This window comes from Rudanella paleaurantiibacter (assembly GCF_009184635.1).
In the GTDB taxonomy this organism is placed as follows: Bacteria; Bacteroidota; Bacteroidia; order Cytophagales; family Spirosomataceae; genus Rudanella; species Rudanella paleaurantiibacter.
In genome coordinates this window covers 697,270-723,687 of the sequence record NZ_WELI01000002.1, presented here as the reverse complement: position 1 = coordinate 723,687, position 26,418 = coordinate 697,270, and the positions used below count along the sequence as shown (strand labels likewise).

Below are 26,418 nucleotides of genomic sequence, written 5' to 3'. Positions count from 1 at the left end.
ACGCTTTTCTAAGACAACTTCTTGTATTTGATGCGCTTCGGGGTGGCATCGGTGCCGAGCCGCTTGCGCCGGTTTTCTTCGTATTCGGAGAAGTTACCCTCAAACCAGTAGACCTGCGAATCGCCCTCAAACGCCAGAATGTGCGTAGCTACCCGGTCGAGGAACCAGCGGTCGTGGCTGATGACTACCGCGCAACCTGCGAAGTTTTCCAGACCTTCTTCCAACGCCCGGAGGGTGTTCACGTCCAGGTCGTTGGTCGGTTCGTCGAGCAGCAGCAGGTTACCACCTTCTTTGAGAGCAATAGCGAGGTGTACGCGGTTGCGCTCACCGCCCGAAAGCGTACCCACTTTTTTCTCCTGATCCGAACCGGCAAAGTTGAACCGGCTGCAATATGCCCGGGCGTTGGACTGTTTCCCGCCGAGCATAATCCACTCGTTGCCTTCCGAAATCGTCTGGAACACGGTTTTGTCGGGGTCAAGGCCGTCGTGCTCCTGATCTACGTAAGCTAGTTTTACGGTCTCGCCCACCTCAAACGTACCCGCATCGGGTTTGAGCTGACCTGTAATCAGCTTGAACAACGTAGTCTTACCCGCACCGTTGGGCCCAATGATGCCCACAATACCCGCTTGCGGCAACGTAAAGTCGAGGTTTTCGTACAACAGCTTGTCGCCAAACGCCTTGGCCACACCATGTGCTTCAATAACCTTGGCACCGAGCCGGGGTCCGGGTGGAATAAAAATTTCGAGCTTCTGTTCGCGTTGTTGGGCGTCTTCGCTGAGGAGTTTTTCGTACGCACCCAAACGTGCTTTCGACTTGGCCTGCCGCGCCTTGGGGGCCATTCGAACCCATTCCAATTCGCGCTGAAGCGTCTTTTGACGTTTCGATTCGGTTTTTTCTTCTTTGGCCAGTCGTTGCTCTTTCTGTTCCAGCCACGACGAATAATTGCCTTTCCAGGGAATACCCTCGCCCCGGTCGAGTTCGAGAATCCAGCCGGCCACGTTATCGAGGAAGTAGCGGTCGTGGGTTACGGCAATCACCGTACCCTTGTACTGCCGCAGGTGTTCTTCCAGCCACAATACCGACTCGGCATCGAGGTGGTTGGTGGGTTCGTCGAGGAGCAACACGTCGGGCTCCTGCAACAGCAGGCGGCAGAGGGCCACCCGGCGCTTTTCGCCCCCCGAAAGGGTGCTGATAAGTGCGTCGGAAGGGGGCGTTCGGAGGGCATCCATGGCGCGTTCGAGCCGGGCGTCAAGTTCCCAGGCGTTGTAGTGGTCGAGCTTCTCCTGCACCTCGCCCTGACGGGCAATGAGTTTGTCGAAATCAGCGTCGGGGTCCCCGAAGGCTTCGTTGATCTGATCAAACTCTTTCAGCAGGTCGACAATGGGCTGAACGCCCTCTTCCACAACTTCTTTCACGGTTTTGTTTGGGTCGAGTTGTGGCTCTTGCTCGAGCATTCCGACCGAATAACCGGGCGAAAAAACGACTTCGCCATTGTAGTTCTTGTCGATGCCGGCAATGATGCGCAACAAGGTAGATTTACCCGATCCGTTGAGTCCCAAAACGCCGATTTTCGCGCCGTAAAAGAAGGAAAGGTATATGTTTTTTAGGATTTGTCGGTTAGGCGGAATAATTTTACTCACGCCCGCCATCGAGAAGATAATGGTTTCCTGACTCATTATATGTACTGCCGTTTCGGCGGTCTGATTTGTGGTTGGCAAATATCAAACAATTAACCCTAAGCGCAGCTTTAATTTGCTGGAAAAATGGAAAACGCTTCACTGGTAGATGAATACGGTTACGTCGCAGACGGAAAGGTATTTTTGAAAGGCTACCTCCACTACCCGGATCGCCAAATTGGCGAAGTAAAAAGAACCGAGCAGGAAGCACTCGACTACTTTAAGAACCGCTTCGTTATTGCCCAAAACAAAGTTGCTCAGCTCGAACAAGAAATCGAAGAGGCTCAGAACAAAGGGTCGTATCTGACTAAACTGGTGCAGCTGCGTAAAAAGTTGACCACCTTTGATGCCATCGGTGATTTTATCCCGCTGCTCGACCGGCTCGATGCGCAGGAGTTGGTACTGACCGATCTGATTAAACACAATCAGCTTAAAAACCTCGAAATTAAGCGGGCGCTTATTGCTGAGGCTGAAGCCATTGTGGGTAGCGACGACTGGAAAACTACGGCCGACGCCCTGCAGGAGATCAAAATGAAGTGGATCAAAACGGGGCCGGTAGACAAGTTGCTCGATGAAGAAATAGAGGGCACCTTTACGGGCTTGCTGGATAGCTTCTTTCAGCGTCGTCGGGATTTCTTCAATGAGCAGAACAAGGTTATTCAGGAGCGTCTGGATCAGTACGATGCCCTGATCCGGGAAGCTTTCAAACTCTCGCGTAGCCACAACATCGAAGAAGCCTACGGTGAAGTACGTCGGCTCAACAATGCTTGGAAAGCCGTTGGTGAGGTGCCCATCAAGAAAAGCGGTAAACTCTACAAGCAATTCAAGAAGGCCACCACAATTATTTATACGAAGTACAACGAAGCCAAAGGTATCGTTGTGGTTCCGAAGATAGACCCACGTGTTGAAGCGCAGATGAAGATGACTGAGGAGGCCGAGCGGCTCTCGAAACAGTCTGACATTTTTGCGGCTGCCGAGCGTGCTAAGGTGCTGCTTAATAGCTGGAAAGAAATCAAGGTTCCGTTTAAGTTGCAGGACAAGTCGATCAACGAGCGTTTCCGGGCGGCCTGCGACAAAATTTTTGAATTAAGCTACCTCGGGCGTGTGCTGACGCGGAAGTATCCGGCCTTTGAAATGAAGAGCGAATCGGAACAGCTGCGTACTAAAATCCGGGAGATGGAATACTTGGTTCGTCGCGAAAAAAGCGATCTGCAGATTGCCTTGCAGGATGCCGATAGCCTCAACCCCGACAACCCCGAAGACAAGCAGATTCTAAATAAGATTAACACCCAAAAGCGGAAGATCGCTATGAAAGAACTCATTCTACGAGAGTTCAACAAGCGGTTGGAAACAATTGAATATTAATAAATAGTAGGTAAACGTACGAAGCGAGGACGGGGTGGCCCCGTCCTCGCTTCGTACGTTTACCGCCTTCATACAGTATGACGCTCCGCGAAGCACAAGATACGGTCGATCACTGGATCAAAACGGTGGGGGTTCGCTACTTTGGCGAGCTGACTAACATGGCCATTCTGACCGAAGAGGTCGGCGAATTGGCCCGTATTATAGCCCGGCGCTACGGTGAGCAGTCCGAGAAAGAGTCGGATAAAAACCGCGACCTTGGCGACGAAATGGCTGATGTTCTTTGGGTGCTGATGTGTTTGGCCAACCAAACCGGTGTAGACCTGACCGAAGCACTTCACAAGAATATGGAAAAGAAAAATATCCGCGACGCCACCCGGCACAAGGAGAACCCGAAGCTACAATAACGGCTAAAACTGAGTGTTTATACCGATCATGGGCCAGAATCCGAAGCGGGTTGGGGTATGATTGCGGTAGTTTGATATTTCGAGGTGCAAGCCGGTAGTCCCCAAAAGCCTGTACGAAAAAGCTACGTTGTATTTGACGCGAAGGTTGGAGGATTCGGCTCCTGGCGGGCCTGTGCGCCAGCCGTAGCCAAGGCCGCTACCCAGCAGTACAGTGGTCCTGTTTTGTTGATAACAGTAACCTACACGTGGCCCAATTACCGATTCAGTAATGGTTGGAACGCCCCGGCGGACGTAGGTAGTAAAGGCCCCAATTGTAAAACCTCGCTCACTATTTTTCAGACGATAGTCATAAGCCAAACTGGCCATGTAGAAGGGGTTACGGCCTTCCAACTCAAGATGAAGTGGATAAATACCTAATGCCAGCTGTTGTCTTGGTACGTATTGACCAACAGATAGATGTGGTAATTGAGCGCATAAAACCATTAGCGTGATTATCGTAATGAGTTTGTGCGGCACCCTCATTCTTAGGTAAATGGCTAATACTGGTTTGAACTGCTGAGCCAGAACAGGTAGTCGGTATTTCATGTAATGGTTGGATATCAAGACCTGGAAATGGATACTATTAGCACATAGCGAAATAGACAAATAAACAACTAGTGACATGCCATTGTTTGCGGATACAGAATTGGTGATCTGGAGTTTGCCGGAACTTAACAGACCCACAACCATCTTTCCCAAATGAGGGAACGGTTTGTTTGAGCCAAAAGCCGAACAAACCGTTCCCTCACCCATTATAAACGCATAAGTCGTAGTCCACAAAACCAACTCTACCTTGGCCTCCTTACTCACAATTGTTCCGGCCGAACAGGCCGTGTCGGTTATTCAATCCGGCAACCGGGTATTTGTACACAGTGTTGCGCAAACCCCTCATGCTCTGATCAATGCAATGGTGGCGCAGGCCGACCGGCTGCGCGATGTCGAAATTTGCCATATCCATACCGAAGGCCCTCTGCCTTACCTCGACGCTAACCTGCAACAAAGCTTTAAGCCCAATTCCTTTTTTATTGGGGCCAATATGCGCAAGCAACTGGCACAGGGAATTGGCGATTATGTGCCGGTGTTTCTGAGCGAGGTGCCGCTGTTGTTTTCGCGTCGGATTCTGCCGGTCGATGTCGCCTTGATTCAGGTTTCACCCCCCGATCAGCACGGGTACTGTTCGCTCGGCCCCTCGGTAGATGTGTCGCTGTCGGCTATTCGGGCGGCCAAGTATGTCATTGCGCAGGTGAACCCCCGCGTACCCCGCACCCACGGCGATGGGATGATTCCGGCGTCGATGATTCATGCTGCCATTGAGGTCGATGAGCCAATCTATGAAGTTCACCCCGGCACGATTGACCAAACCGACCACAAAATTGGGCGGCATGTAGCCAGTTTGGTGGAAGACGGCGCTACGCTGCAACTCGGTATCGGGGGTATTCCGAACGCAACCTTAGCCGAGCTGATTTACCACAAAGGGTTGGGTATCCATACCGAAATGTTCTCCGACGGGGTTATTGACCTGGTTGAGCGGGGCGTTATTACGGGCGAACACAAAGCAGTATTGCCGCACCGGATTGTATCGAGCTTTGTGATGGGAACGCAGCGGGTGTACGATTTTATCAATGATAACCCGGCTGTGGTGATGAAACAGGCTAATTACACCAACGATACGGTCAATATCCGGCGTAACCCCAAAATGACCGCCATCAACAGTGCCATTGAAGTGGACCTGACCGGTCAGGTGTGTGCCGATACCATCGGAACCATGCAATACTCAGGCGTGGGCGGGCAGATGGATTTTGTACGGGGGGCGTCGCTGTCGGAAGGGGGCAAACCTATTATTGCCCTGCCCTCAGTCACGAGTAAAGGACTCAGTAAGATTGTGCCATTTTTGAAAGAAGGGGCGGGCGTGACCACCACCCGCGCACACGTACACTACATTGTGACCGAGTACGGTATTGCCAATCTGTATGGGCAAAACCTGCGGCAACGGGCGCGGGCGCTCATTCAGATTGCCCACCCTGACCATCGCGAAGAACTCGAACGACAGGCGTACGCCCGTTTCGGAAGTGTGTAGAGAAGGGGGGAGGAAAGAAAAAGGGAGGCAGGAAAAAAGCAGAAGGGAGGAAAGGAGAAAGGCACGCTTGCGAACCTTCTCCCTTCCTCCCTTCTGCTTTTCCTCCTCTTTACATATTAATAGCCCGGTTGCCGGTAGCGGCCAAACAAGCCTCTTTGAACGCTTCTGTGTAGGTCGGGTGGGCGTGCGACATGCGCGAGATGTCTTCGGCTGAGGCCCGGTATTCGAGAGCCACTACGGCTTCGGCAATCATGTCGGCGGCACGGGGCCCGATGATATGAACGCCCAGAATCTCGTCGGTTTCTTTGTCGGCCAGCACTTTTACCAATCCATCGATGTCCATACTGGCGCGGGCGCGGCCCAACGCTTTGAACGGAAACGAACCGGTCTTGTACGATTTGCCCAACTCCTTCAGTTCTTCTTCGGTGTAGCCCACAGCGGCCACCTCAGGCCAGGTGTACACCACGTTCGGGATGAGCCGGTAGTGAATGTGGGGTTTCTGGCCAGCAATGGTTTCGGCAATAAACACGCCTTCTTCTTCCGCTTTGTGGGCCAGCATGGCACCCCGAATCACGTCGCCCAGAGCGAAGATGTGCGGAACCGCCGTGCGGAGGTTATCGTCGACGTCAATCTTGCCCCGGTTATCGGTTTTCAGACCAGCTGCTTCCAGGTTCAGACCCTCAGTGTAGGGCTTCCGGCCTACCGAAACAAGGCAATAGTCGCCCGTAAGCGTCATTTGCTCACCCTTTGGCGTGTCAATATTTACCGTTACTTCATCGCCGTTGCGGACTACCGACGTTACCTTGTGGTTGAAATAGAAATCGGCGCCCAGTTTTTTAACGGCCTTTTGCAGTTCCTTACCCATGGTTTTGTCCATTGTCGGGATCATGGAATCAGCAAACTCGACAAACGACACTTTCGCGCCCAAACGGGCGTACACCGAACCCAGCTCGGCCCCGATTACACCTGCCCCGATAATGATCAGGTGCTTGGGAACCTCGCTCAGTTTGAGGGCTTCGGTTGAGGTGATAACCCGCTCTTTGTCGAGGGGCATCGAGGGGAATGCCATAGGCTTTGAACCGGTCGAGACGACGATGTTCTTGCCTTTGATGGTTTCTTCGCCCCCTTCGTTCTTGGCAATTTTAACGGTGTTAGCGTCAACAAATGAGCCCAGGCCGAAGTACGTGTCGATCTTGTTTTTCTTCATCAGAAAAACGATACCCTTCGTGGTCTGATCAACAACCTCCTGCTTGCGCTTGATCATCTGCCCCAGGTCAACGGCCAGGTTATCGAGCTTAATACCGTGTTCGGCAAAGGTATGGCTGGCGTTGTAGTAGTGCTCCGATGAGTCGAGCAGGGCCTTCGATGGAATACAGCCAACGTTGAGGCAGGTGCCGCCGAGGGTGTTGTATTTTTCAATAATGGCCGTTTTGAGGCCCAATTGAGCACAACGAATAGCGCCCGTGTAACCACCCGGTCCGGCGCCGATAAAGATAACGTCGTATTCTTGCATAGGGTAATAGTCGTATGTTCGATGGCCTCTCCGTAAGTGGGAAACCATTCATTTATAAAGCGTTCGCGGGGCGAATTTCGTTCAGATTTTGATTCTTCCCGGCACAATGGCGCATTTTTGTTGGCGAATGGCACTTTGGTTAAGGTGAGTATATAACCAGAGCGGCTATTTGGGCGTTAGAACAAATGAAATGATACCACAACATCTACGCTGTTCTTCCCGAATTTTTTTGTTTCTGTTCTGGCTTACTGTGGTTGGTTCTCAGGCGAATGCTCAGGTTGTGAAACCACATACGCTGCTGGGCCGGTATCTGGGCAAATTTACCAACGATACCACCGCGCCCGAAAAGCCCCGGTTTCTGGTGTACCCAACGGCTACCTACGCACCCGAAACCAGCCTTGAATTGGGTATATCAACCCTGTACCTGTACCACGCCCGGGGCGACTATAAAACCAACCGACTGAGCGAGATAAACGCCTTTACGTTTGTGACCTTGCGCGGTCAGTACGGGTTCAATATCGACAATGCCCTGTACGGCCACCGTGACCGCTGGCTATTTATTGGCCGTACGCGCCTGCAACGGTTTCCGCTGCTGTATTATGGCATTGGCAAAGACGCTTATCCGGCAGCACCGGCTACGGTCGATGCGCTCTCGATTCAGATTCGGCAGCGGGCCCTCAAAGGGATTGGTAAAAACCTGTTTACGGGCCTACAGGTCGATTATCAGGCCCTGAGCCGGGTGTCGTTCGACCAGCCCGACAGAAACCCGTTTCCGTTGCCTACGGGTGCCAGGGGCTCGGCCAACCTCGGTTTGGGGGCGGGCGTAGTGTACGATAGTCGCCAAAATGCGCTCAACGCCCGCCGGGGTTTCTTCGGCGAACTGGCCTTCCTCGATTACAACCCGGCCTGGGGGAGCACCTTCCGGTTTCAGAATACCAACTTCGACCTGCGTTACTACCGGACTATTAACAAAACGCAGGTCTTGGCCTGGCAGGGGTTTGGGCAGTTTATGTCGGGTACAGTGCCGTTCAATCAGCTGGCCCTGCTTGGGAGCGAAACCATTATGCGGGGATACTACCCCGGCCGTTTCCGCGACCGGGCGCATGTGGCTACCCAGCTGGAATACCGGTTCTTGCCGTTTCCGTTCAGCAAGCGGCTGGGGGGAGCGGTTTTTGCGAGCGTGGGCACCGTAGCACCCACACCCGCGCAATTGGATGTACGAAAGCTGTTGCCTGCTGGCGGGGCCGGGTTACGTTACTTCCTGTTCCCGAAAAAAGACATCTTCCTGCGCTTCGACGTGGGTTTCACCCGCGAGGGGCCAGGGTTTTATGTGTTTACGGGAGAGGCTTTTTGAGATAACAACTCCAGAATCGGCTGGGCAACGTGCTCTGGGTGAAAATACAGGCTGAAATGGTCGCCGGGTACCTCAGCAAAGGGCTCGTCGGGCGGGAACACGATACTGTCGGGGCGGGCATGAATGCGGAGGTCAGGCTGTACCGTAAGTGGCGGCACCGTGCCGAACAGAGTCATCTGCTGCTGGTACACATAAGTCCGTTCCTGGAGCCGACCCCCATCAACGAGTTGGTTATACAGGGCTCTGGACTCGGCAAACGGGTACTGCTTCTTGAAGAACGCCATCAGCCAGCTGCTTTGTGTAATGCCCCCGAAGAGCATCAGGCGTAGCAGCCGGAGGTTCGTAACCGGAAAATTGATCTTTTTCTGATTCGTCCAGGAGCCAAGCTGCACCGTTGTGGCTCCGGTCAGTTGCTTAATATTGACAGCAATCCAGCCGCCCATCGAGTGGCCAATCAGCACATCGTCGGCCGTAATCTCGTAGTAGTCGGTGAGGTACTGCGCCAGTTGCCGGGCGTTGATCGGCCCCTTAGGTTGCCAGCGGGCAAACTCGTCTTTTAGGTCGACGGGTACAAAGTAGGCGGGCATGAGCAGGGGAGCCAGGTGATCAAAAATACCCGGATCTTCGAGGTAGCCGTGAATCAGAATCAGACGTTTCATGGAATAAGGATTTGGGTTGGGCAAGATTGTTGTGGGTAGAGGAGGAGCCCCCGGCAGGCTAAACTACGCATTTTGGCGAATGGGTCGGTAATTGAACGGCTGGGTTCGGGGTAAATAGAGGCCTTTTTGGGCAGGTGTACCCCTAAAAAGAACACGGCTGGCATACGTTTTGCCCTCGTCAGTCTGTTATATTTGTTGTGAACGAACGAGTTAGCTAACGCGACTAAAGTATGAAAACGCTTCTTACATTCCTGTTAACCGTATGCATCGGCATTGCCGGTGTTGGCTTTACCACGGCGATCAAGGAACCTAAACCCGGTGATAAAAAAATTAAGTGGATGACCATTCAGGAGGCTTTTGCCGCTACGCAGAAGAAGCCGAAGAAAATATTTGTGGACGTGTACACCGATTGGTGCGGCTGGTGTAAGGTGATGGACCGGAATACGTTTACTAATCCGTATATCGTCGACTTCATGAACGAGAATTACTACTCTGTAAAGCTCGATGCCGAAGGCAAAGAAGATATTACGCTCGGGGGCCGTACGTACAAGTCGCTGGGGAATGTGCACGAGTTGGCTGCGGCTATGTTGCAGGGTAAAATGAGCTACCCGACTACCGTGTATCTGAACGAAAAAATGGAACTGATTCAGCCGGTGCCAGGCTATCTGGAGCCCCGTATGTTTCATCAGATCACGACCTACTTTGCTGGTAATTTCCACACCAAAGAGTCGTTCGATCAGTATAAAGTGGGTACCTACGTGAAAGAGTTTCAGGCTAAACTGCCCAACCCGTCGGCAGGGCAGTAGGTAGATATTCGTTTGATCGATAGTTATTTAGGGCTATTGTACACCATCCGCTCCAACATCTGGAGCGGATTTTTTTGTTTTTAGTCGGATATATAGTTTTCTTATATATATTTGATACAAGAATTAAGCACTATGGAACCATCAGCCAATGAATTTTTGCGGGGAACGCTCAAAACGATTGTCCTGAAATTATTGGCCGAGCAGGGGAGAATGTACGGCTACGAGATTACGCAGGCCGTGAAGGAGCGTACCCGGGGGCAAATCACCCTCACGTTTGGGGCCCTGTACCCTGTTTTGCACAAACTCGAACAGGAGGGGCTGCTCGTTACGGAGTCGCAGGAAGTTGAGGGGCGGTTGCGCAAGTACTACTCGCTTACGCCCGGTGGCAGCCAGGTGGCTGTGCAAAAAGTATCTGATTTCGAACAATTTATGGAGGCTATGCGCATATTGCTGTTGCCTCCCCCTTCGTTAGCACCCGGCATGTAATCCACTTCAATCCTGTATAGTATGCAAAAGCTCTCGACTGCCCAGATCAAACAATTGCACGACCACCTAATCCGGCAAGGGGCTTCCGACGCCCTGCTGTACGAACTGCTCGATCACCTTATTTGTGAAGTAGAACACTATATGTGGATTGGGTTGCCCTTCGAGGCCGCTCTTGACAAAGTGCTGCTCGAAGCCAGCCATACGGCCGTGCATTACCTCAACCAAACGTACCAAACGGCTATGGACGCCGATGCCATGCGGGGGGCTACCCTCGATGACATCGTGTTTGAGTTCCGTAACAAGTATTACGGTGCGTACGACCTCCGGCAGAGCTACCGCTTGTCGTTGCTGAATGCCCTACTACTCGGTATTGGAGCGTTTCTGATGCTGGTGGTTTGGGTAGCTGCGTTTAATCAGCGGTCGTTTTCGTACCTGAGTCCGCTGGGCCTCCTGTGGTTGGTGGGTGTCAGCTGCGTGGGTGTGGCTGTCGGGTCATGGTTTTTGCATAATCTTCGACAGCGGTATATGGAGATTTCGTGAGGGCTAACCGGGTTGTTTTGTGCCTGGAGAGGGTTGCGGCAATAAGAGGCCGGGTTGACGCATGGTACGCTGGAATTGAGCTACTAATGCGTTAAATTTGTCTCCTTAATAGTCCAATTCCCAATTATCTCATGAACAAACGAATTGCTTTACTATCAGCAGTGGCCCTCTCGGCCGGCCTGATAGCAGCAACACCCCCCACGAACAAGCCTGCAAAGGCGAAAGCCCCCAAGCCTACCACGGCAAAGGGCCCTTTTATTGACCGCCAGAACATGGATCTGGCCGTGAAACCCGGCGACGATTTTTACCGCTATGCCAATGGCGAGTGGTTGAAGAAAAACACGATCCCTGCTTCGAAAACCCGCTGGGGTAGCTTCGACGAACTGCGCGAAAAAAGCTTGCAGGCCATGAAAACCCTGCTCGATGATGCTACCAAGAGCACCAATCGGGGCCGCCTGTACCAAATGGTGGGTGATTTTTATTCGAGCGGGATGGATAGCGTTTCCATCGACAAGAAAGGTTTTGATCCCATCAAGCCCGACCTCGCTCGCATTGAGCAGGTAAAGAACAAGGCGGATGTGCTGAACGAAATGGCGTATCAGCGGACGCAGGGCAACGGTATGCTGCACGGCTTTTTTGTGGCGCAGGACCGGAAAAACGTGAGCAAGTATCTGCCCCAACTCTCGCAGGGCGGAACCACCTTGCCCGACCGCGACTACTACCTCAAAAACGACCCACGTAGCCAGAAAATACGCGAAGCCTACCGCGATCACCTGACCAAAATGTTTGGTCTGATTGGCGAAGAACCTAGCCGGGCCTCGCAAAACGCTGATCTGGTCATGCGGCTCGAAACCGCACTGGCGCGGGCGCAAATGTCGCGGGTTGAGATGCGCGACCCGTACAAGACCTACAATAAACTGACCGTTACCGACCTCACCAAGCAAACGCCCGGTATGCCGTGGGCGAGCCTGATGGAGAAAATGGGTGTACGGAATCAGGACACTGTACTGGTACAGAATCCGTCGTTTTTACGGTCGGCGGACAGTCTCCTCACGGCAACGCCCGTTGAAGACATTAAGACGTACATGCGCTGGAATCTGCTGAAAAGCTCGGCACCCTATCTGAGTGAGCCGTTTGTGAAGCAGAACTTCGCCTTTAGCCGGGTGCTTACCGGCCAGAAAGAGCAAACCCCACGCTGGCAGCGGATGAGCAGCCTGATCGACGGTACGCTGGGTGACTTGCTGGGTCAGTTATACGTACAGCAGTACTTTAAGCCCGAAGCCAAGCAGCGTATGCTTGTGCTGGTTGATAACCTGGAGGCTTCGTACAAAGAGCACATCAACGGATTGGAGTGGATGAGCGCCGATACCAAAAAGCGGGCGCTGAATAAGCTGACCTCGTTTAAACGCAAGATTGGCTACCCCGATAAGTGGAAAAATTACGATGGTGTAACTGTTCGGCGCGACGATTTCTACGGCAACGTAAAATCGGCGAGCAAGTGGTCGTACAACTACATGATTAACCGGTTGGGTAAGCCTATTGATAAAACAGAGTGGGGCATGACACCGCCAACCGTGAATGCCTACTACAACCCCGTGAACAACGAGATCGCGTTCCCGGCGGCTATTCTGCAATTCCCCTTCTTTGACTTTGAAGCCGACGACGCCATCAACTACGGTGGCATCGGAGCCGTAATCGGGCACGAAATGACCCACGGTTTCGATGACTCGGGCCGGCAGTACGATGCCGACGGGATGCTGCGCGACTGGTGGACGAAAGAAGACGCGGCCAACTTCAAGCAGCGGGCCGATCAGGTAAAGGAGCAGTTCTTCGGTTTCAAGGTTCTCGACTCACTCAAGGTAAACGGGCAACTGACGCTGGGCGAAAACCTCGCCGATCTGGGTGGACTGGCCATTGCCTACGATGCGTTCAAGAAAACAAAACAGGGAAAGAGCAAAGCCCTGATTGACGGTTTCACACCCGATCAGCGTTTCTTCCTGTCGTGGGCGCAAATCTGGCGGGCCAACGTGTTGCCCGAGACGCAGGCACAACTCATCCTGACCGATCCGCACTCACCGGGGCAATACCGTTGCAACGGGCCGGTTGCTAACATTGATGCGTGGTATAAAGCATTTAACGTACAGCCGGGTGACAAAATGTTTAAGCCGGCTGATCAGCGGATAAAGGTTTGGTAACTAACTTACCTTAGTGAATGTTTTGAAAAAAGCGGACTTCGGTCCGCTTTTTTTGTGTATTTCCTAAAAATTAAATTTTCAAAAAATGCCTAAAAAAATTGGTTTTCTGCACGGTCTCATATACGTTTTTCTTAGGAAAATTCAATAAAAAAGCTTTTTTATGGACGGTTTATGGCCTTTGTTACCGGTAAGTTACAATTGCCAATTGTTTGAATTAGCAGAATGTATGCATACATTTGTCGGTAGTACACAAATTATTTTTTCGTTTCTTAATCTATCAACATGCAAAAAATTCTACTGCTTTGTCTGTTGCTTATGGGCGTGCTGAGTGGGCCGTCGTGGGCACAAGACCGACGCGTTACCGGTAAGGTAACGTCTGAAGAAGATGGCTCTGCATTGCCCGGTGTGACCGTTAGCATTCCGGGGATGGCCAACGTAGGAACGCTGACTGATGCTCAGGGAGCTTTCTCGTTGAATGTACCGGCAGGTACGCGTACCCTCAATTTCTCGTTTGTAGGTTTCCTCAGCAAGCGGCTCGACATTCCGGCTTCCGGCGTCATCAACGTCGTGTTGGCAACGGATTCGCGCCAGCTGAACGAGGTGGTTGTTACGGCCGGTGGTTTGACCGCACAGCGCCGGGAGTTGGGTAACCAGGCCACTACGATCAAGTCGCAGGAAATTACCCAGGGTAAATCGTCGAACATTGCGGCTGGTTTGTCGGGTAAAGTGCCCGGTCTGGTTATTACAGCGGTAAGCAGCGGGGTTAACCCCAACTACCGTCTGGTTTTGCGGGGTAACCGCTCATTGACTGGTAACAACCAGGCGCTTATCATCATCGACAACATTATCTCACCAAACAGCATTCTGGGCAACCTCAATCCCGAAGATATTGAAGACATTCAGGTACTCAACGGTGCTGGTGCAGCTGCTCTTTACGGCTCGGATGCGTCGAACGGTGCCTTGATTGTAACAACCAAAAAAGGAAAGGCTGGCGTAACGCAGGTGAAACTGTCGAACACCACTACGTTTGAGCGGGTAAGCTACCTCCCACAGCTGCAAACGCAGTTTGGTTCGGGTACTACCCCCGACGATGTGCCTACCTATACGCCGTACGAAAACCAGCAGTATGGTCCGGCTTTCAACGGCAGCATGGTTCAGATTGGTAAGCCCCTGCAAGACGGTTCTATCCAGGAAACAACGTACGACCCTAAGTACTCGCGGGAGAAATTCTGGAAAACCGGGGTGCAGAACCAAACCGATTTCAGCATTTCATCGGGCGACGATAAGTCGACGTATTTTGTGTCAGGTCAGTACTTTACCCAGCAGTCGACGGTACCCTACGACAAGTATCAGCGGTACAGTGTGCGGGCCAACAGCACGCGTCAGATCCACAAAAACCTGACGGCTATTTTCAATACGAACTTTATTGCCAACCGGTACGACATCAGCAGCGCAACGGGCGCGGCTTACGAGCACCTGCTCATGTCGCCTGCACAAGTGGACGTGACGAAGTACGAAAACTGGCGGACCGACCCGTTTGCTAACCCGAACGGCTACTTCAACGAATACTACCCCAACCCGTACTTCACGCTGGCAAACAACCGGAGCCTGACGCGTAACGACTATTTCCAGGGTAACCTCGAACTGCGGTTTACGCCGATCAAGAATCTGGCCCTGACGTACCGGGTCGGTATCAGCACCCGTAATAACTCATCGAAAGGCTCAACGGGTAAGTTTGTCTATACAGACTATACCAAGAGCATCTCGGGTAGCTCGAAGACCGATATTGCCGGTGGCGTTTCAGACTACAGCGGTTTCTCGACCCAGCTGGTTAATGACCTGATTGCCAATTACAAGACGAAGCTCAACCAGAACTTCTCGCTTGATCTGGTAGGTGGTGCATCGCTGCGCGACAACACAAATAAAGATGTATCGGTGAGCGCCAACGGCCTCGTAATTGATGGCCTTTACAACGTTGGTAACAGCTTGAACAACCCCGGTGCAAGCGAGGCTAACTACGAAACCCGGCAAGCCGGTGTGTACGGTTCGGCTCAGCTGGGCTTCCGCGATTACCTGTACATTAACGTAACAGGCCGGAACGACTGGCGTTCGGTACTGGCGAAGGGTAACCAATCGTTCTTCTACCCCTCAGCTAACTTCTCGTTTATTGTAACCGACGCGTTCCCGGCGCTTCAAGCCAATGATTGGCTGCAAAGCCTCAAAATTCGCGGTGGTTACTCACAGGTAGGTCAGGTAAACATCGGTGGTAACCCTGGCGGTGCTTACTCGCTGAACACCACATTTGGTCAGGCTTATGGCTATCCTTATGCCAGCGGTGCTGGTTTCTCGGTAGGCAACCGTCTGGTATCACCGAACATCAACCCCGAAATCACGACGGGTATCGAAGGTGGTTTGGATTTCGAACTGCGTAAATACCGCGTAACGGGTAGCATCACGGCGTACAAAACCAGCACGGTCGATCAGACGATTTCGGTATTGGTTTCAACTGCCAGTGGTTTCAGCAACTTGCTGACCAACGTGGGTGAAGTAGAAAACCGGGGCCTTGAGTCAACCCTGAGCATCACGCCAATCCGTACCTCAAGCGGTCTGGAAGTAACGCTTGGTGGTAACTACACCCTAAACCGCAACAAAGTAATTTCGTTGTCAGACCAGTCAGATCAGCTGATTCTGTCGACAGTAGGTACAGCTTCACGCGTTTTGGCGAAAGTAGGTGAGCCGTTCCCGCTGCTCCAGGTAACCCGCTACAACCGTGATCCACAGGGCCGGATCATTGTTGACCCGATCACGGGCTACCCAGCCAGCGACGGTTCATTCACCAACGTAGGTATCACGACTCCTCCGCACATTGTGGGTCTGAACTCACTGGTGAAATACAAGAGCTTCCGTTTCACAACTCTGTTCGAATACCGCAACGGTCACTACATCTACAACGCTGTTGCTACTGGCTATGATTTCTCAGGGGCTGGTGTCCGCACTGCCTGGTTCAACCGTGACCGTTTCGTAATCCCGAACTCGTCGATCAAGCAGGCCGACGGTTCGTACGTAGCTAACACCAACATTGCTGTACGCAGCGGTGGTGCTGACTTCTGGACCGACGGAACCCGCAACACGGGTATCGGTGAGAACTACACCAACTCGGCTGGTTTCTGGAAACTGCGCGAAGTAGCCCTTTCGTACGATGTTCCGGCTACGCTGCTGGCTAAATCACGCTTCGTGAAGGGAGCAACGATCAGCGCTCAGGGCCGTAACCTGTTTATCTGGGTTCCCAAGTCGAACCTTTACACCGATCCAGAGTACAGTGCCAATGGTGCTGACAGCAACGCCGTTGGGGTAACCAACCTGGGTCAGACTCCTCCAGCCCGTTACATGGGTGGTACGGTATCCTTCACGTTCTAATTGACGACCAATGAAAAAAATACATATCTATTTGTTGTTGACGCTCACCACCTTTCTCGCAACTTCCTGCGAAAAGTATCTGGACGTTAACACCAACCCCAACCAGGCTACCAGCGCTTCGGCACAACTCGTGTTGCCGCAGGCCATTGTTGGTTCGGCCGCTATTACGTCGCAGTTCAACTTCAACTACGGGGCTCACTTCGGTGGCTACATTGCCAATGCCGGTGGTTTCTCTGGCTTTGGTAACCTATTGAACTACAACCTCGTACCGGGAGATTATAACTTCTTGTGGACCAATACCTACGACAACCTCCAGGATTACAAGTATGTACTGGAGCAAACCGATGGTAAAGACGATCAGGCGTATTACAACGCTGCTGCCCGTATCATGACGGCTCTGAGCTACCAGCGTCTGGTTGATGCTTTCAACGATGTTCCGTACAGCGAGGCTCTGAAAGGCAATGGTAACCTGGCGCCGAAGTATGATTCAGGTTCGGCCGTGTATCAGGACCTGATCAACCAACTCGATCAGGCTATTGCAACGATCAACAATGCGAAATTCCCGCTGAGCCTCAACTCATCGTCAGACCCACTTTTTGGTGGCGACATGACTCGCTGGAAGCAGTTTGCCAATACCATCAAGCTGCGGATTTTGATTCGGATGTCGGGTGTTGCTGCCTTGTCGTCGTTTGTGACCTCAAAGGCCGCTGCGCTGGATAAGAACCTGGGTTTCCTGACAGCTGATGCTATTGTGAACCCCGGTTATGTGAAAGACAAGCCAAACCCATCTTGGAACACGTTTGGCTACTCGACAACCGGTACGCTGGCTAACTCGTCGCGGATTTCGACCCAGTATGTGTACGGATTCTACAATGGTCAGAAACTGACCGACCCAGGTCGGGGTAGCGTACTGTTCAAAAACTTTGGGGTGAGCAACCCGGCTACGCCGATCAACCAGTTGGGCAACGAGTCGAACGCGCCAACAGTTATTACCAACTATTCAACCTGGTACACAGGTACGTTTAGCAGCGCATCGAGCATCAGCAACGCACTGGGCGTGTTGAAAGGCCCCTCGCAGGGACAGGTTCTGATGCTGGCCGCTGAGTCGAGCTTTTTGCAGGCCGAAGGTCGGTTGAAAGGTCTGCTGGCGGGCGATCCGGCGGTAAGCTTCAATCAGGGTATCACGGATTCGTACACGTACCTGTACAAAGACGTAACCAACGCGGTAGCATCGAACAAAAACGTAGCCACCGACGTAGCCAAGTACAAGACCGACAACGCGGCCAGCTACCTGGTTAACTTTAGCCTGGCAACCACCAATGACCAGAAACTGGAGGCTATCATCACCCAGAAGTACATTGCTGTGGCGATGATTAACTCAGAAGAAGGCTGGAACGAGTACCGTCGGACGGGCTACCCAAAAACCAACCCGGCTGGTAACGGTTACACCAACATTGCTTCGAACAAGTCGAACTCATCACGGCCCGATAAGCTGCCTACCCGCGTACTGTACCCATCGTCGGAACAGTCGTACAACTCGGCTAACTACAAGGCAATCAACGTATTTGGCGATCTGATTTTCTGGGACCCCAATTGATCTGACTCATGAAAAAATATTTCAATATACTTTTAGTTTTTGCGTTGGGGCTGGTCCTGACGTCATGTTTGAAGGACACGATTACGCTGGACCCCGACAAGTCGACCAACGTGATTGAGTTCAAGAACCCGTCGAGTTTTGTGTCGCCGTACGGCAGCAAGTATGCTCTGTACACCAAAGCGTTTGATCTGGCCCCCGAAAACAGCTACACCGTTACGGTAAGCTATTCGGGCGCGCAGGTGGCTCCCGAAGATATCGCCGTTACACTGGGTATCGACGAGCCAGCCATCAAGCAGTACAACACCGAGCAAAGCACGGCGTATGAACTGATTCCGGCTTCGTTGTACACCCTCCCAACGTCGGCAACGATTCGGAAAGGAGAGCGTACGGCCGATGTGGTGCTGAAGTTTAAGAGCAACAACTTCGATTTCAGCAAAAACTACGTGCTGCCGCTTCAGATCAAATCGGCGTCAACGGGCACAGTGAGTGGTAACTTCGGTACTATTCTGCTGAGTGTAAACGCCAAGAACAAGTACGACGGCGTTTATACGGTGAAAGGAACGATGGTCGACGTAACCAATGCCGCCTTCAAGCACCTGACCGAAGTAGGTCAGCCGCTGGAGTACTCGCTCGAAACGATCTCGGCCACCAAGTGTGCCATCGTTGACCGGGAGTATGGCATCGGTGCTCCGGCACACGTATTCTGGACAGGTACCGGTATCAGCTACTACGGCAGCTTCGGCGGGGTGGTTGAATTCGACCCGGCTACGGATAAGATCGTTGCGGTTACCAATTTCTATGGTCAGCCTGCGGGCAACACTCGTTCGGCTCGTCTGGACCCATCGGGTGCCAACAAATATGACCCAGCGGCCAAAACCATCAGCCTGAACTACTTCATGGTTCAGCCGAGTGTAGTAGCGGCTGCGCCCAACGTTCGGACTACCTGGAAAGAGACGCTGACGTTCTCGCATCCTCGCTAAGAGAAGCCTAAACCGAGCGGACCGTCGTTCGGATAGCACAAAGCCGTACCGGGAGTTTTCCGGTACGGCTTTGTTTGTTTAGGACAGAAGAGGACTTTTGTATGTCGTTCTGAAAGCAAAACCAAACGTGCCCCTCTAATTAAACAGCTAAACATGACGAACACACCGCGAATCAGTATTATTGGCTTAGGGTGGCTGGGCTTGCCATTGGCGCAGGCTCTGCAACAAAAAGGCTACGTTGTAAAAGGCAGTACCAGTACTTCTGAAAAAGAGGCCTCATTACAACGTAGCGGTTACGATGCGGTGGTTATGACGCTCAACCCCGACCCCAAAGGTAATTTGCCGTACTTGCTGGAAGCCGACGTGCTGGTGGTGAATGTACCACCCAAAGCGGGTAAAATGGGCGACGCATTCCACCCGGAACAGATGCGACATTTAGCCGATGCCGTTGCGGCCTCATCTGTAAAGTGGGTGGTTTATGTTAGTTCAACCTCGGTGTACCCTGAGCTGAATCGGGAAGTGACCGAAACTGATGTACAAACCCCTGATGAGTCGGCAGCTCCGGCGCTGGTGCAGGCCGAGCAGATATGGCAATCGCTCCAGACCGATTCGGTCAAGGTTACGATCTTGCGGTGCGGGGGTCTGATGGGTTACGAGCGGCAGGCGGGCAAATACGTAGCCGGTCGCACGGTAAATAGCGGGGCGGTGCCGGTCAACTACGTACACCGCGACGATGCCGTGGGTCTGCTGGTAGCCGTGCTTGAGCAAGGTCTTACGGGCGTGTACAATGTGGTGGCTCCGCAGCACCCGACCCGCGCCGAGGTGTACGCGGCCAGTTGCCGAAACCACGGTTATGCCTTGCCTCAACTGGTAGAGCCTGAGTCGCCGTTGCCGTTCAAGATCGTTTCGGCGGGCAAACTGATTGCTCAAACAGGGTACTCGTTCAGTCACCCCGACCCCCGGCTATTCTGACGAAGTTGGTACTGTAAATAACCTAAACATGAGTCATCCCGAATTTTAGGTTAGGGTGAGATTCCTTTCTCGAACGCCCCGTCAGGGGCCCAATATTGGTAGAAAAGACGTCTCCCGCCACTAGCAGAGCCCCGAAGGGGCGTAACCCTAAACAAGTTACGCCCCTTCGGGGCTCTGCTATTCGATCTATTTACCGGGTTAGCTACCAACATTAGGCCCCTAACGGGGCATCCAAGGAGGAGCTTGGATCAACATAGTCAAAACCTTGAAAATTCGGGATGACTCATGTTTTTACAGAAATCGAAAGGAATAAAACGCTTACCGGCGCAAAGGAAGTTTCTGATCACCGGGGTTGTAGTTGCGGCCTACGCCAAAGTTGTAGCCCAACCCGATGGTGATCGTCTGGTTGCGCGTAACGCCGGGCGTGGTCATCACGTCGGTCAGGCCCTGCGTAAAGCGAGTGTCGATGATAAACCGCTCGCGGTTCCGAACCCGGAAGTTGAGTTGTAAGCCCGCTGTAATACCAATATCATAGGGCCGAGTCGAGTTAATGTTGTCGAACTTGTCGGCTGGAGAACCCTGGGTTGGGTCGAAATTGGCGCCTGTCCGGAAATTAACGGATGGACCGAGCAGAATATTAGGCCGGAAATTACCGCCATCGTTCAGGAAATAGCGGGCCGTAGGCGTGATCTCGATATAGTTGATTCGCTGGCGTGAGTTCCCATTGGTGTAGCGTGCACCGCGTTGTGAATACAGGGCGTCGATCGCAAAACCAAAGTGGCTGATGTCGCTGTACATGGCACCCAAACCGGCCGAGAATCCGGGCAGGAATTTAGTGTCCGAAACCTGATTGTTCGGAATGATCACGTCGCCACTAAATTTCGATAGGTTGAGACCCAGCCGCGGCCCGAAGCTCCACCGCTGACGCGTTTGGGCATTGGCAGTAGCTAAGGCAATGATTATGAGCGATAACGTGAGTAATGTGCGTTGAAAAAAAACAATCTTTTGCATAGTGAATTTGAATGTGTTACTGCGGGGTAAACGAGCCCACAAGGTGAATGTTTGATTTTGGCCCTTCACTTTCTTGAACGGTCCGGGGGTTGTACTTTTGGTTGTAGTACAACACTACGAAGAAATTGCATTAACAGACTATGAAGCGGCCCTCCCTTTATTTTTCCGACGATCACGACCTGTTTCGGCAGAGCATCCGGCAGTTTATTCAGACCGAAGTGGTGCCTAATACGGAGGCCTGGGAGACGGCCCGGCGTATTCCGCCCGCCATTTTCGAGCGAATGGGCCAACTGGGGTATCTGGGCTTGCCTTACTCCGAAGCTTACGGAGGCTCCAACGCCGACTTCTGGTACTCGGTTGTTTTTCTAGAAGAGCTGGCCCGTTGTGGCATGGGTGGGTTTACAACGGCCGTGAGTGTACATGAGTACATGGCCGTGAATCATCTGGCCAAAGCCGGTAGCCCGGCTCTGAAAGAAAAATACCTGGTGCCGGCCATTGCGGGGCAGAAAGTAGCCGCCCTCGCCATCACCGAACCCGATGCCGGCTCCGATGTGTCGGCCATTCGGACGGTGGCTCGTCGGCAGGTCAACGCCGAAACCGGGGCCGAGGAGTACATTATCAGTGGTGCCAAAACGTTTATCAGCAACGGTACCTATGGTGACTTTGTTACGCTCACGGCCCGCACCAATACCGAAGGGACTGCCCAGAACGGGCTAAGCCTGATTGTGGTCGATCTGGATAGTCCCGGTATTACCCGCACCAAGCTGAACAAAATGGGCTGGCACTCGTCAGACACGGCCGAAATCCGTTTCGATGAGGTGCGCGTGCCCGCCAGTAACCTCATCGGGCAGGAAAATATGGGTTTTTATTACCTCATGGAAAGCCTGCAACTGGAGCGGCTCGTGGCGGCTATTATGGCCGTGTCGGGTGCCGGCCTGGCCCTGTCGTGGACGCTACAGTACTTGCAGGAGCGGGAGGCTTTCGGGAAACCCATTGGGGCGTTTCAGGCTATCCGGCACAAAATAGCCGATGTGGCTACCGAAATCGAAATGGCCCGGCAGTTTGTGTACCACACCTGCTGGCTTTACACACAGGGCGAAGTGGTGGTGAAAGAGTGCTCGATGGCGAAGCTCTACACCTCCGAAATGCAGAAACGGGTAGTGGATACCTGCCTCCAGTTTTTTGGCGGCTATGGCTACATGGACGATTATCCCATCAGTCGGGCTTACCGAGACGCCCGCGTGGGAACTATTGCCGGTGGTTCGTCGGAAATCATGCGCGAAATCATCGCCAAAATTGTGATTGATGCCGTGGGCTACAAACGGGTGTACAAAGCCTGAAAATGCTTTTCTCTTTCCAAAAACTAAGAACGACGTATGGAGTACGCCAAGAAATGGGGATTGTTTCGTAACCCGGCGGTTCGGCGGGAGCTGGAACAACTGAACCCCGAACACGACTACGAACGGATGGTGCAACTACTGGTGGGGTACGAATTTCCGTTCGACATCACGCGGGCGCTCGAACTGGCCCTGTTTCATACCTACGCGAGCCCCAGTATTTCGGGCCTACTGGCACGTACCGGTGAGTTTGAGCGACGTGGACAAAAGCGTTACGACGACACGAGCCTGCTCATTTCGTGGTTCATGCAGGAGGGGCTCGATAGTGAGCTCGGCCGCCGGGCTATCGACCACATGAACCGGATTCACGGGGCATACCCCATCGCCAACGACGATTATCTGCTCGTACTTTCCACGTTTGTGTTTTATCCTATCGATTGGCTGGCCAAGTACGGCTGGCGCGCGCTCACCCCCCGCGAAGAACTGGCCCTGTTCCGGTTCTGGATGGAAGCGGGCCGCCGGATGCATATTGAGAACATACCCGACAGAATTGAGGAGTTACGGGTCTTTACCGACGCCTACGAGGCCGCTCATTTTCGGTACACCGAGTCGAACCGGCGTATTGCCGATGCCACCGTCCGGATTGTCCAGAACTGGTTTCCGGCCCCGCTGCGGCCGCTTGTGCAGCCCACCTTTGCCGCGCTCATCAACGAAAAATTGCGGCAGGCTTTTGGTTACAGCCAACCGCCCCGGTTGTTTGTGGCCTTGCTCGAAGGGGCGTTTTGGATTCGGAAACAGCCGCTTCGGTACATCACGTTTAAGCCTTACCCAACCCGAATTGACAATACCTCATACCGGTCGTACAAAGCGGGTGTACCCGAGATCGAAGCTCTGGGTCCCGACAGCCTGCAACGGGTGATTCGGCGCAAGACTAACTAAGTGAATGAACAATGTAAAATGCCTAATGGACAATCGGGTTGTCTGCTGATAGTCAGCCATTCCATTGTACATTTTCCATTGTTCATTTTACTCAGTCCAGGTACGTAGAGAGCCGGGGTAGGTCCATTCAGGGTTTTTCGGGTTGGGGCCATCCCAGTCCCCAAAGAATAAGTTGCCGTTTACGGGGCCAGTTGGGGTACTGCCGCACCAGTTGCTCGGCTTCGGCTTTTACGGCCGGGCTGGGCCGGAAGTCGCGCCGGGGTTTTTGGCCTTTTTCGGCAATCAGAATCCCATCTTCAACCTCAACCCGTTGTACTGAGCCGTCGGCTCTTGTACGTACGCGTACCGAAATTGGCCCCCCAAAATCGGCCGATGCCTGAGCCCGCAGGAACGCGGTAAACGTTTCTTTTTCGGGCTCGCTCAGGTTCGTGGCAAAAAAATAGGCAAACCGGTCGGCATGGCGGTTGGTGTGCTCTTCCAGGGCCGCAACGGTCTCGACGGTTTTTTGCACGGCCGAGTCGCTCGGGCCAATTTCAACGGGGAATCCCCCGACGGCTTCGGCAGGCCGGGGTGGTTGTGGGGTGGTGTTTCGGGCCGGTTTCGTGTTGAAAATAAAATACAGGGCCACCCCCATCATCAGCAGAATCGACGCGGCCATGGTTGTCACCCAAAGCGGGAACAGCCGCTTTTCAGAAGCCGACTCCTCGATCCGCTGGTGCAGGGCCTGCCGCAGTTGGGCCGTTTGGCGGGGCAGCGAGGCACCGGTGCGCTGCAAGGCTTCGAGCCCTTCGAGTGCATCGGCATAGAAAGGGTCTTCGAGCAGCAAACGCTCCACGCGGTGCCGGGCCGGGCCGTCGAGTTGGCCAGCCTGGTAGGCGCGCAGTTCGTCGATGGTTAATTGATTATTCACTGGCTCATGCAGTTTTTCAGGTTTCGGCGGCCGTTTTGCAGGAAGCTCTTCACCTGTTTCAGGTCGAAGCCGGTCAGCTCGGCCACTTCGACGTATGATTTCTCTTGTAAATAAAACAGTTCAATGCACTGCCGCTGTTGTAAAGGCAACGTTTGCAGGCATTCATTCATGCGGGTCAGGTTCTCTTCCAGATAAAACGCATCGTCATCGTCGCTCGGTTGGATGGGTTCCCGTTGCACCGTCCGCTCGTCATCGTCGGTAGGGGGCAGGCCGTCGGCCGGTTCTACCACGGCGGTTTTGCGGCTCCGCAGAATCATGAGGCAGTGGTTGCGGGCCACGCTGTGCAGCCAGCTTTTGAAATTGCTTACCTCATGCCGACGCAGGTCGTGTATCAGTTGCTCAAACAACTGCATCACGGCGTCGCGGCTTTCTTCCTCGTCGCGCAGGTATTTGAAACAAACCGCATACACCAGATCCATGTGTCGCTCATATAACTCGCCGAGCAGCTCCAGATCCCCCGATTCGCGGTAGGCCGCAACATATTCAGCATCCGTTTGTGGACGCGAAGACAGCGAACGAAAAGGGCGGAACCGCTTCAGAAACATCAGCAGACAGGTTTACAGCACAACCGGATGCGGGGTAAATGTACGCACTCAACCAGTAGATGCACACAACTGCCAAATTCCACACTGCCCGGTTGATCGACTCAACGGGACTGCACCCGATTTGGCTTGTCTGCACGACCAGAGCCGATAAACTTTTGTCATCTTTGTGAATAGGCTACGCCGTACCCAATTTTCAATCGCATGACCGATCGTAAACCCACCACTGGCCCGCTCATGGGCCTCCGTATTCTCGATCTCACCCGCTTGCTGCCTGGCCCGCTGGGTACTATGCTCATGGCCGATATGGGAGCCGAGGTGATTCGGGTGGAGAACCCCAACAGCCCTGATTACGTACGGATGTTTCCGCCCCATATCGAGGGCGAATCGGTCAACTACCTGATGTACAACCGTTCCAAAAAAAGTGTACTGATTGATTACCAGACTCCCGACGGTCAGGCTGCGTTTATGGACCTGGTGGCAACGGCCGATGTGGTGGTCGAGCAGTTTCGGCCTGGCTACCTCGATAGGCTGGGGTTGGGGTACGAAACGGCCCGCGCCCGCAATCCCCGGATCATCTACGTATCGGTTACGGGGTATGGCCAAACAGGGCCCTATGCGCATTTGGCCGGACACGACCTTAACTACCTCGGAATATCGGGGGTACTGGGGCTCACCGGCAACCCTGCCGACGCGCCCGCCCTGCCGGGTGTGCAACTGGCCGATATTGCCGGGGGCTCGTACGGTTGTGTGATGGGTACGCTGGCGGCCGTGTACGCCCGCGAGCGTACCGGCGAGGGGCAGCACGTTGATGTCTCGATGACTGATGCCGTCATGCCGCTCTTGTCGGTAGCGTATAGTCTGTTTGCGGGTGGCATGAACCCGCAGCGTGGTCAGATGCCCCTGTCGGGCGGTTTGCCCAATTACGGTGTGTACCCGACAAAGCCCGAACCCGACGGCCGGGCCCGCTATGTGGTGTTGGGGGCTTTGGAGCCTAAATTCTGGCTCAAGTTCTGCAACCTGATCGGTAAGCCCGACTGGATGGGTTTTATGCTCCCGCAAACTCCCGATGAACTGGCGGCCTATAAAACCCAGCTTCAAAGCCTGTTTCTGGAGCGGACCCAGGCCGAGTGGGTTCAGTTTGGAACCGAACATGACCTGCTCATTACCCCGGTGCACGACCTCGCCGATCTGTCGGCCGACCCACACCTGACGGCCCGGAACATGATTCTGACCGAACACCACCCTGTAGCGGGCTCTGTACCGTCAATTGGAGTACCGCTTAAGTTTTCGGGGACCCCGGCCCGGCCCGCATGGCCTGCCCCTCAGTTGGGCGAAGATGACAGTCATGATATTTAAATGCGATTAAGTAACAAAGGAGCTTATAGATGAAATAATGTTAATTAAATGTGGCATGATTTATGTTCAGCCCCGGCGGTTTTGCAGGGAGCATAAACAGATAGGCCACACTGTAAAAAAATAAGCCAGAATAAGCGCAAATAGGCCCATAAAGGCCTTGGCATGATATTCGACTGAATG

Annotated in this window: 22 protein-coding genes; 15 read left to right on the top strand and 7 right to left on the bottom strand. The window is 53.2% G+C overall.

Translation table 11 applies throughout. The features are described from left to right. Positions 1–8 precede the first annotated feature (8 nt). On the bottom strand, positions 9–1,676 hold the full coding sequence (ettA, locus tag F5984_RS07810) for an energy-dependent translational throttle protein EttA (RefSeq protein WP_152123681.1): 1,668 nt from the start codon (positions 1,674–1,676) through the stop codon (positions 9–11). 87 nt (positions 1,677–1,763) lie between these two features. Between ettA and F5984_RS07805 the strand changes: the two genes are divergently transcribed. Then, complete coding sequence (locus tag F5984_RS07805) at positions 1,764–3,041, top strand: DUF349 domain-containing protein (RefSeq protein WP_152123680.1); 1,278 nt, start codon at positions 1,764–1,766, stop codon at positions 3,039–3,041. A 77-nt stretch (positions 3,042–3,118) separates the two neighbouring features. Continuing rightward, positions 3,119–3,445 carry a nucleotide pyrophosphohydrolase gene (locus F5984_RS07800; protein WP_152123679.1) on the top strand — a complete coding sequence of 109 codons (327 nt, stop codon included), beginning with the start codon at positions 3,119–3,121 and terminating at the stop codon, positions 3,443–3,445. A gap of 3 nt (positions 3,446–3,448) precedes the next feature. Here F5984_RS07800 and F5984_RS07795 read toward each other — a convergent pair whose 3' ends face one another. After that, positions 3,449–4,030 (bottom strand): hypothetical protein, encoded by a 582-nt coding sequence (locus tag F5984_RS07795; protein ID WP_152123678.1) that lies wholly within the window; start codon positions 4,028–4,030, stop codon positions 3,449–3,451. Between the two features lie 247 nt (positions 4,031–4,277). Here F5984_RS07795 and F5984_RS07790 point away from each other — a divergent pair, with 247 nt between their 5' ends. Next, complete coding sequence (locus F5984_RS07790) at positions 4,278–5,561, top strand: acetyl-CoA hydrolase/transferase family protein (RefSeq protein WP_152123677.1); 1,284 nt, start codon at positions 4,278–4,280, stop codon at positions 5,559–5,561. A 109-nt stretch (positions 5,562–5,670) separates the two neighbouring features. Here the strand turns inward: F5984_RS07790 and lpdA are convergent, their stop codons facing one another. Further along, complete coding sequence (gene lpdA / locus F5984_RS07785) at positions 5,671–7,074, bottom strand: dihydrolipoyl dehydrogenase (RefSeq protein WP_152123676.1); 1,404 nt, start codon at positions 7,072–7,074, stop codon at positions 5,671–5,673. Positions 7,075–7,354: 280 nt separating this feature from the next. On the opposite strand from lpdA, the gene F5984_RS07780 reads away from it, so the two are divergent. Then, the gene (locus F5984_RS07780; RefSeq protein ID WP_246168862.1) at positions 7,355–8,428 is read left to right on the top strand and encodes a BamA/TamA family outer membrane protein; all 1,074 of its coding nucleotides are present in this window, start codon (positions 7,355–7,357) and stop codon (positions 8,426–8,428) included. On the opposite strand, the gene F5984_RS07775 is transcribed toward F5984_RS07780, so the two are convergent. Continuing rightward, positions 8,401–9,087, bottom strand: a complete 687-nt coding sequence (locus F5984_RS07775; RefSeq protein ID WP_152123674.1) for an alpha/beta fold hydrolase — start codon at positions 9,085–9,087, stop codon at positions 8,401–8,403. The genes F5984_RS07780 and F5984_RS07775 overlap by 28 nt on opposite strands. A 230-nt stretch (positions 9,088–9,317) precedes the next feature. Here F5984_RS07775 and F5984_RS07770 point away from each other — a divergent pair, with 230 nt between their 5' ends. From F5984_RS07770 to F5984_RS07735, 8 genes are all read left to right on the top strand, one after another. Then, complete coding sequence (locus tag F5984_RS07770; RefSeq protein ID WP_152123673.1) at positions 9,318–9,893, top strand: thioredoxin family protein; 576 nt, start codon at positions 9,318–9,320, stop codon at positions 9,891–9,893. Between the two features lie 132 nt (positions 9,894–10,025). Then, the gene (locus F5984_RS07765; protein WP_019989095.1) at positions 10,026–10,379 is read left to right on the top strand and encodes a PadR family transcriptional regulator; all 354 of its coding nucleotides are present in this window, start codon (positions 10,026–10,028) and stop codon (positions 10,377–10,379) included. Positions 10,380–10,400: 21 nt separating this feature from the next. After that, positions 10,401–10,919, top strand: a complete 519-nt coding sequence (locus F5984_RS07760; protein WP_152123672.1) for a hypothetical protein — start codon at positions 10,401–10,403, stop codon at positions 10,917–10,919. A 131-nt stretch (positions 10,920–11,050) separates the two neighbouring features. Continuing rightward, the gene (locus F5984_RS07755) at positions 11,051–13,114 is read left to right on the top strand and encodes a M13 family metallopeptidase (RefSeq protein WP_152123671.1); all 2,064 of its coding nucleotides are present in this window, start codon (positions 11,051–11,053) and stop codon (positions 13,112–13,114) included. Between the two features lie 282 nt (positions 13,115–13,396). Next, positions 13,397–16,531 (top strand): SusC/RagA family TonB-linked outer membrane protein, encoded by a 3,135-nt coding sequence (locus F5984_RS07750; protein ID WP_246168861.1) that lies wholly within the window; start codon positions 13,397–13,399, stop codon positions 16,529–16,531. A 10-nt stretch (positions 16,532–16,541) separates the two neighbouring features. Beyond that, entirely contained in the window at positions 16,542–18,128 is a 1,587-nt protein-coding gene (locus tag F5984_RS07745; RefSeq protein ID WP_152123670.1) for a SusD/RagB family nutrient-binding outer membrane lipoprotein, read from the top strand. 68 nt (positions 18,129–18,196) lie between these two features. Then, a complete protein-coding gene (locus F5984_RS07740) occupies positions 18,197–19,108 on the top strand; it encodes a DUF1735 domain-containing protein (protein ID WP_185155443.1) in 912 nt (303 codons plus the stop codon). Between the two features lie 153 nt (positions 19,109–19,261). Continuing rightward, entirely contained in the window at positions 19,262–20,080 is an 819-nt protein-coding gene (locus F5984_RS07735; protein WP_152123668.1) for an NAD(P)H-binding protein, read from the top strand. A gap of 318 nt (positions 20,081–20,398) precedes the next feature. Here the strand turns inward: F5984_RS07735 and F5984_RS07730 are convergent, their stop codons facing one another. Beyond that, positions 20,399–21,091: a porin family protein gene (locus F5984_RS07730; protein WP_152123667.1), complete on the bottom strand. Its 693-nt coding sequence runs from the start codon at positions 21,089–21,091 to the stop codon at positions 20,399–20,401. Between the two features lie 140 nt (positions 21,092–21,231). On the opposite strand from F5984_RS07730, the gene F5984_RS07725 reads away from it, so the two are divergent. Next, on the top strand, positions 21,232–22,431 hold the full coding sequence (locus tag F5984_RS07725; RefSeq protein ID WP_152123666.1) for an acyl-CoA dehydrogenase family protein: 1,200 nt from the start codon (positions 21,232–21,234) through the stop codon (positions 22,429–22,431). Between the two features lie 36 nt (positions 22,432–22,467). Continuing rightward, complete coding sequence (locus tag F5984_RS07720) at positions 22,468–23,367, top strand: oxygenase MpaB family protein (RefSeq protein ID WP_152123665.1); 900 nt, start codon at positions 22,468–22,470, stop codon at positions 23,365–23,367. A gap of 127 nt (positions 23,368–23,494) precedes the next feature. On the opposite strand, the gene F5984_RS26520 is transcribed toward F5984_RS07720, so the two are convergent. Both F5984_RS26520 and F5984_RS07710 read right to left on the bottom strand, forming a co-directional pair. Further along, positions 23,495–24,277, bottom strand: coding sequence for an anti-sigma factor (locus F5984_RS26520; RefSeq protein WP_185155442.1), 783 nt, complete (start codon positions 24,275–24,277; stop codon positions 23,495–23,497). Beyond that, the gene (locus F5984_RS07710) at positions 24,274–24,882 is read right to left on the bottom strand and encodes an RNA polymerase sigma factor (protein WP_152123664.1); all 609 of its coding nucleotides are present in this window, start codon (positions 24,880–24,882) and stop codon (positions 24,274–24,276) included. The genes F5984_RS26520 and F5984_RS07710 overlap by 4 nt, the downstream gene beginning before the upstream one ends. Positions 24,883–25,083: 201 nt before the next feature. Here F5984_RS07710 and F5984_RS07705 point away from each other — a divergent pair, with 201 nt between their 5' ends. Next, a complete protein-coding gene (locus F5984_RS07705) occupies positions 25,084–26,238 on the top strand; it encodes a CaiB/BaiF CoA transferase family protein (protein WP_152123663.1) in 1,155 nt (384 codons plus the stop codon). Positions 26,239–26,418 lie beyond the last annotated feature (180 nt).

What these genes read in the sequence shown, in the direction of transcription:
- F5984_RS07735 (WP_152123668.1), top strand. Translation starts at nt 19,262, where the DNA reads ATGACGAACACACCGCGAATCAGTATTATTGGCTTAGGGTGGCTGGGC.
- F5984_RS07770 (WP_152123673.1), top strand. Translation starts at nt 9,318, where the DNA reads ATGAAAACGCTTCTTACATTCCTGTTAACCGTATGCATCGGCATTGCC.
- ettA (WP_152123681.1), bottom strand. Translation starts at nt 1,676, where the DNA reads ATGAGTCAGGAAACCATTATCTTCTCGATGGCGGGCGTGAGTAAAATT.
- F5984_RS07805 (WP_152123680.1), top strand. Translation starts at nt 1,764, where the DNA reads ATGGAAAACGCTTCACTGGTAGATGAATACGGTTACGTCGCAGACGGA.
- F5984_RS07800 (WP_152123679.1), top strand. Translation starts at nt 3,119, where the DNA reads ATGACGCTCCGCGAAGCACAAGATACGGTCGATCACTGGATCAAAACG.
- F5984_RS07750 (WP_246168861.1), top strand. Translation starts at nt 13,397, where the DNA reads ATGCAAAAAATTCTACTGCTTTGTCTGTTGCTTATGGGCGTGCTGAGT.
- F5984_RS07760 (WP_152123672.1), top strand. Translation starts at nt 10,401, where the DNA reads ATGCAAAAGCTCTCGACTGCCCAGATCAAACAATTGCACGACCACCTA.
- F5984_RS07755 (WP_152123671.1), top strand. Translation starts at nt 11,051, where the DNA reads ATGAACAAACGAATTGCTTTACTATCAGCAGTGGCCCTCTCGGCCGGC.
- F5984_RS07745 (WP_152123670.1), top strand. Translation starts at nt 16,542, where the DNA reads ATGAAAAAAATACATATCTATTTGTTGTTGACGCTCACCACCTTTCTC.
- F5984_RS07795 (WP_152123678.1), bottom strand. Translation starts at nt 4,030, where the DNA reads ATGAAATACCGACTACCTGTTCTGGCTCAGCAGTTCAAACCAGTATTA.
- F5984_RS07725 (WP_152123666.1), top strand. Translation starts at nt 21,232, where the DNA reads ATGAAGCGGCCCTCCCTTTATTTTTCCGACGATCACGACCTGTTTCGG.
- lpdA (WP_152123676.1), bottom strand. Translation starts at nt 7,074, where the DNA reads ATGCAAGAATACGACGTTATCTTTATCGGCGCCGGACCGGGTGGTTAC.
- F5984_RS07765 (WP_019989095.1), top strand. Translation starts at nt 10,026, where the DNA reads ATGGAACCATCAGCCAATGAATTTTTGCGGGGAACGCTCAAAACGATT.
- F5984_RS07730 (WP_152123667.1), bottom strand. Translation starts at nt 21,091, where the DNA reads ATGCAAAAGATTGTTTTTTTTCAACGCACATTACTCACGTTATCGCTC.
- F5984_RS07775 (WP_152123674.1), bottom strand. Translation starts at nt 9,087, where the DNA reads ATGAAACGTCTGATTCTGATTCACGGCTACCTCGAAGATCCGGGTATT.
- F5984_RS07705 (WP_152123663.1), top strand. Translation starts at nt 25,084, where the DNA reads ATGACCGATCGTAAACCCACCACTGGCCCGCTCATGGGCCTCCGTATT.
- F5984_RS07710 (WP_152123664.1), bottom strand. Translation starts at nt 24,882, where the DNA reads ATGTTTCTGAAGCGGTTCCGCCCTTTTCGTTCGCTGTCTTCGCGTCCA.
- F5984_RS07720 (WP_152123665.1), top strand. Translation starts at nt 22,468, where the DNA reads ATGGAGTACGCCAAGAAATGGGGATTGTTTCGTAACCCGGCGGTTCGG.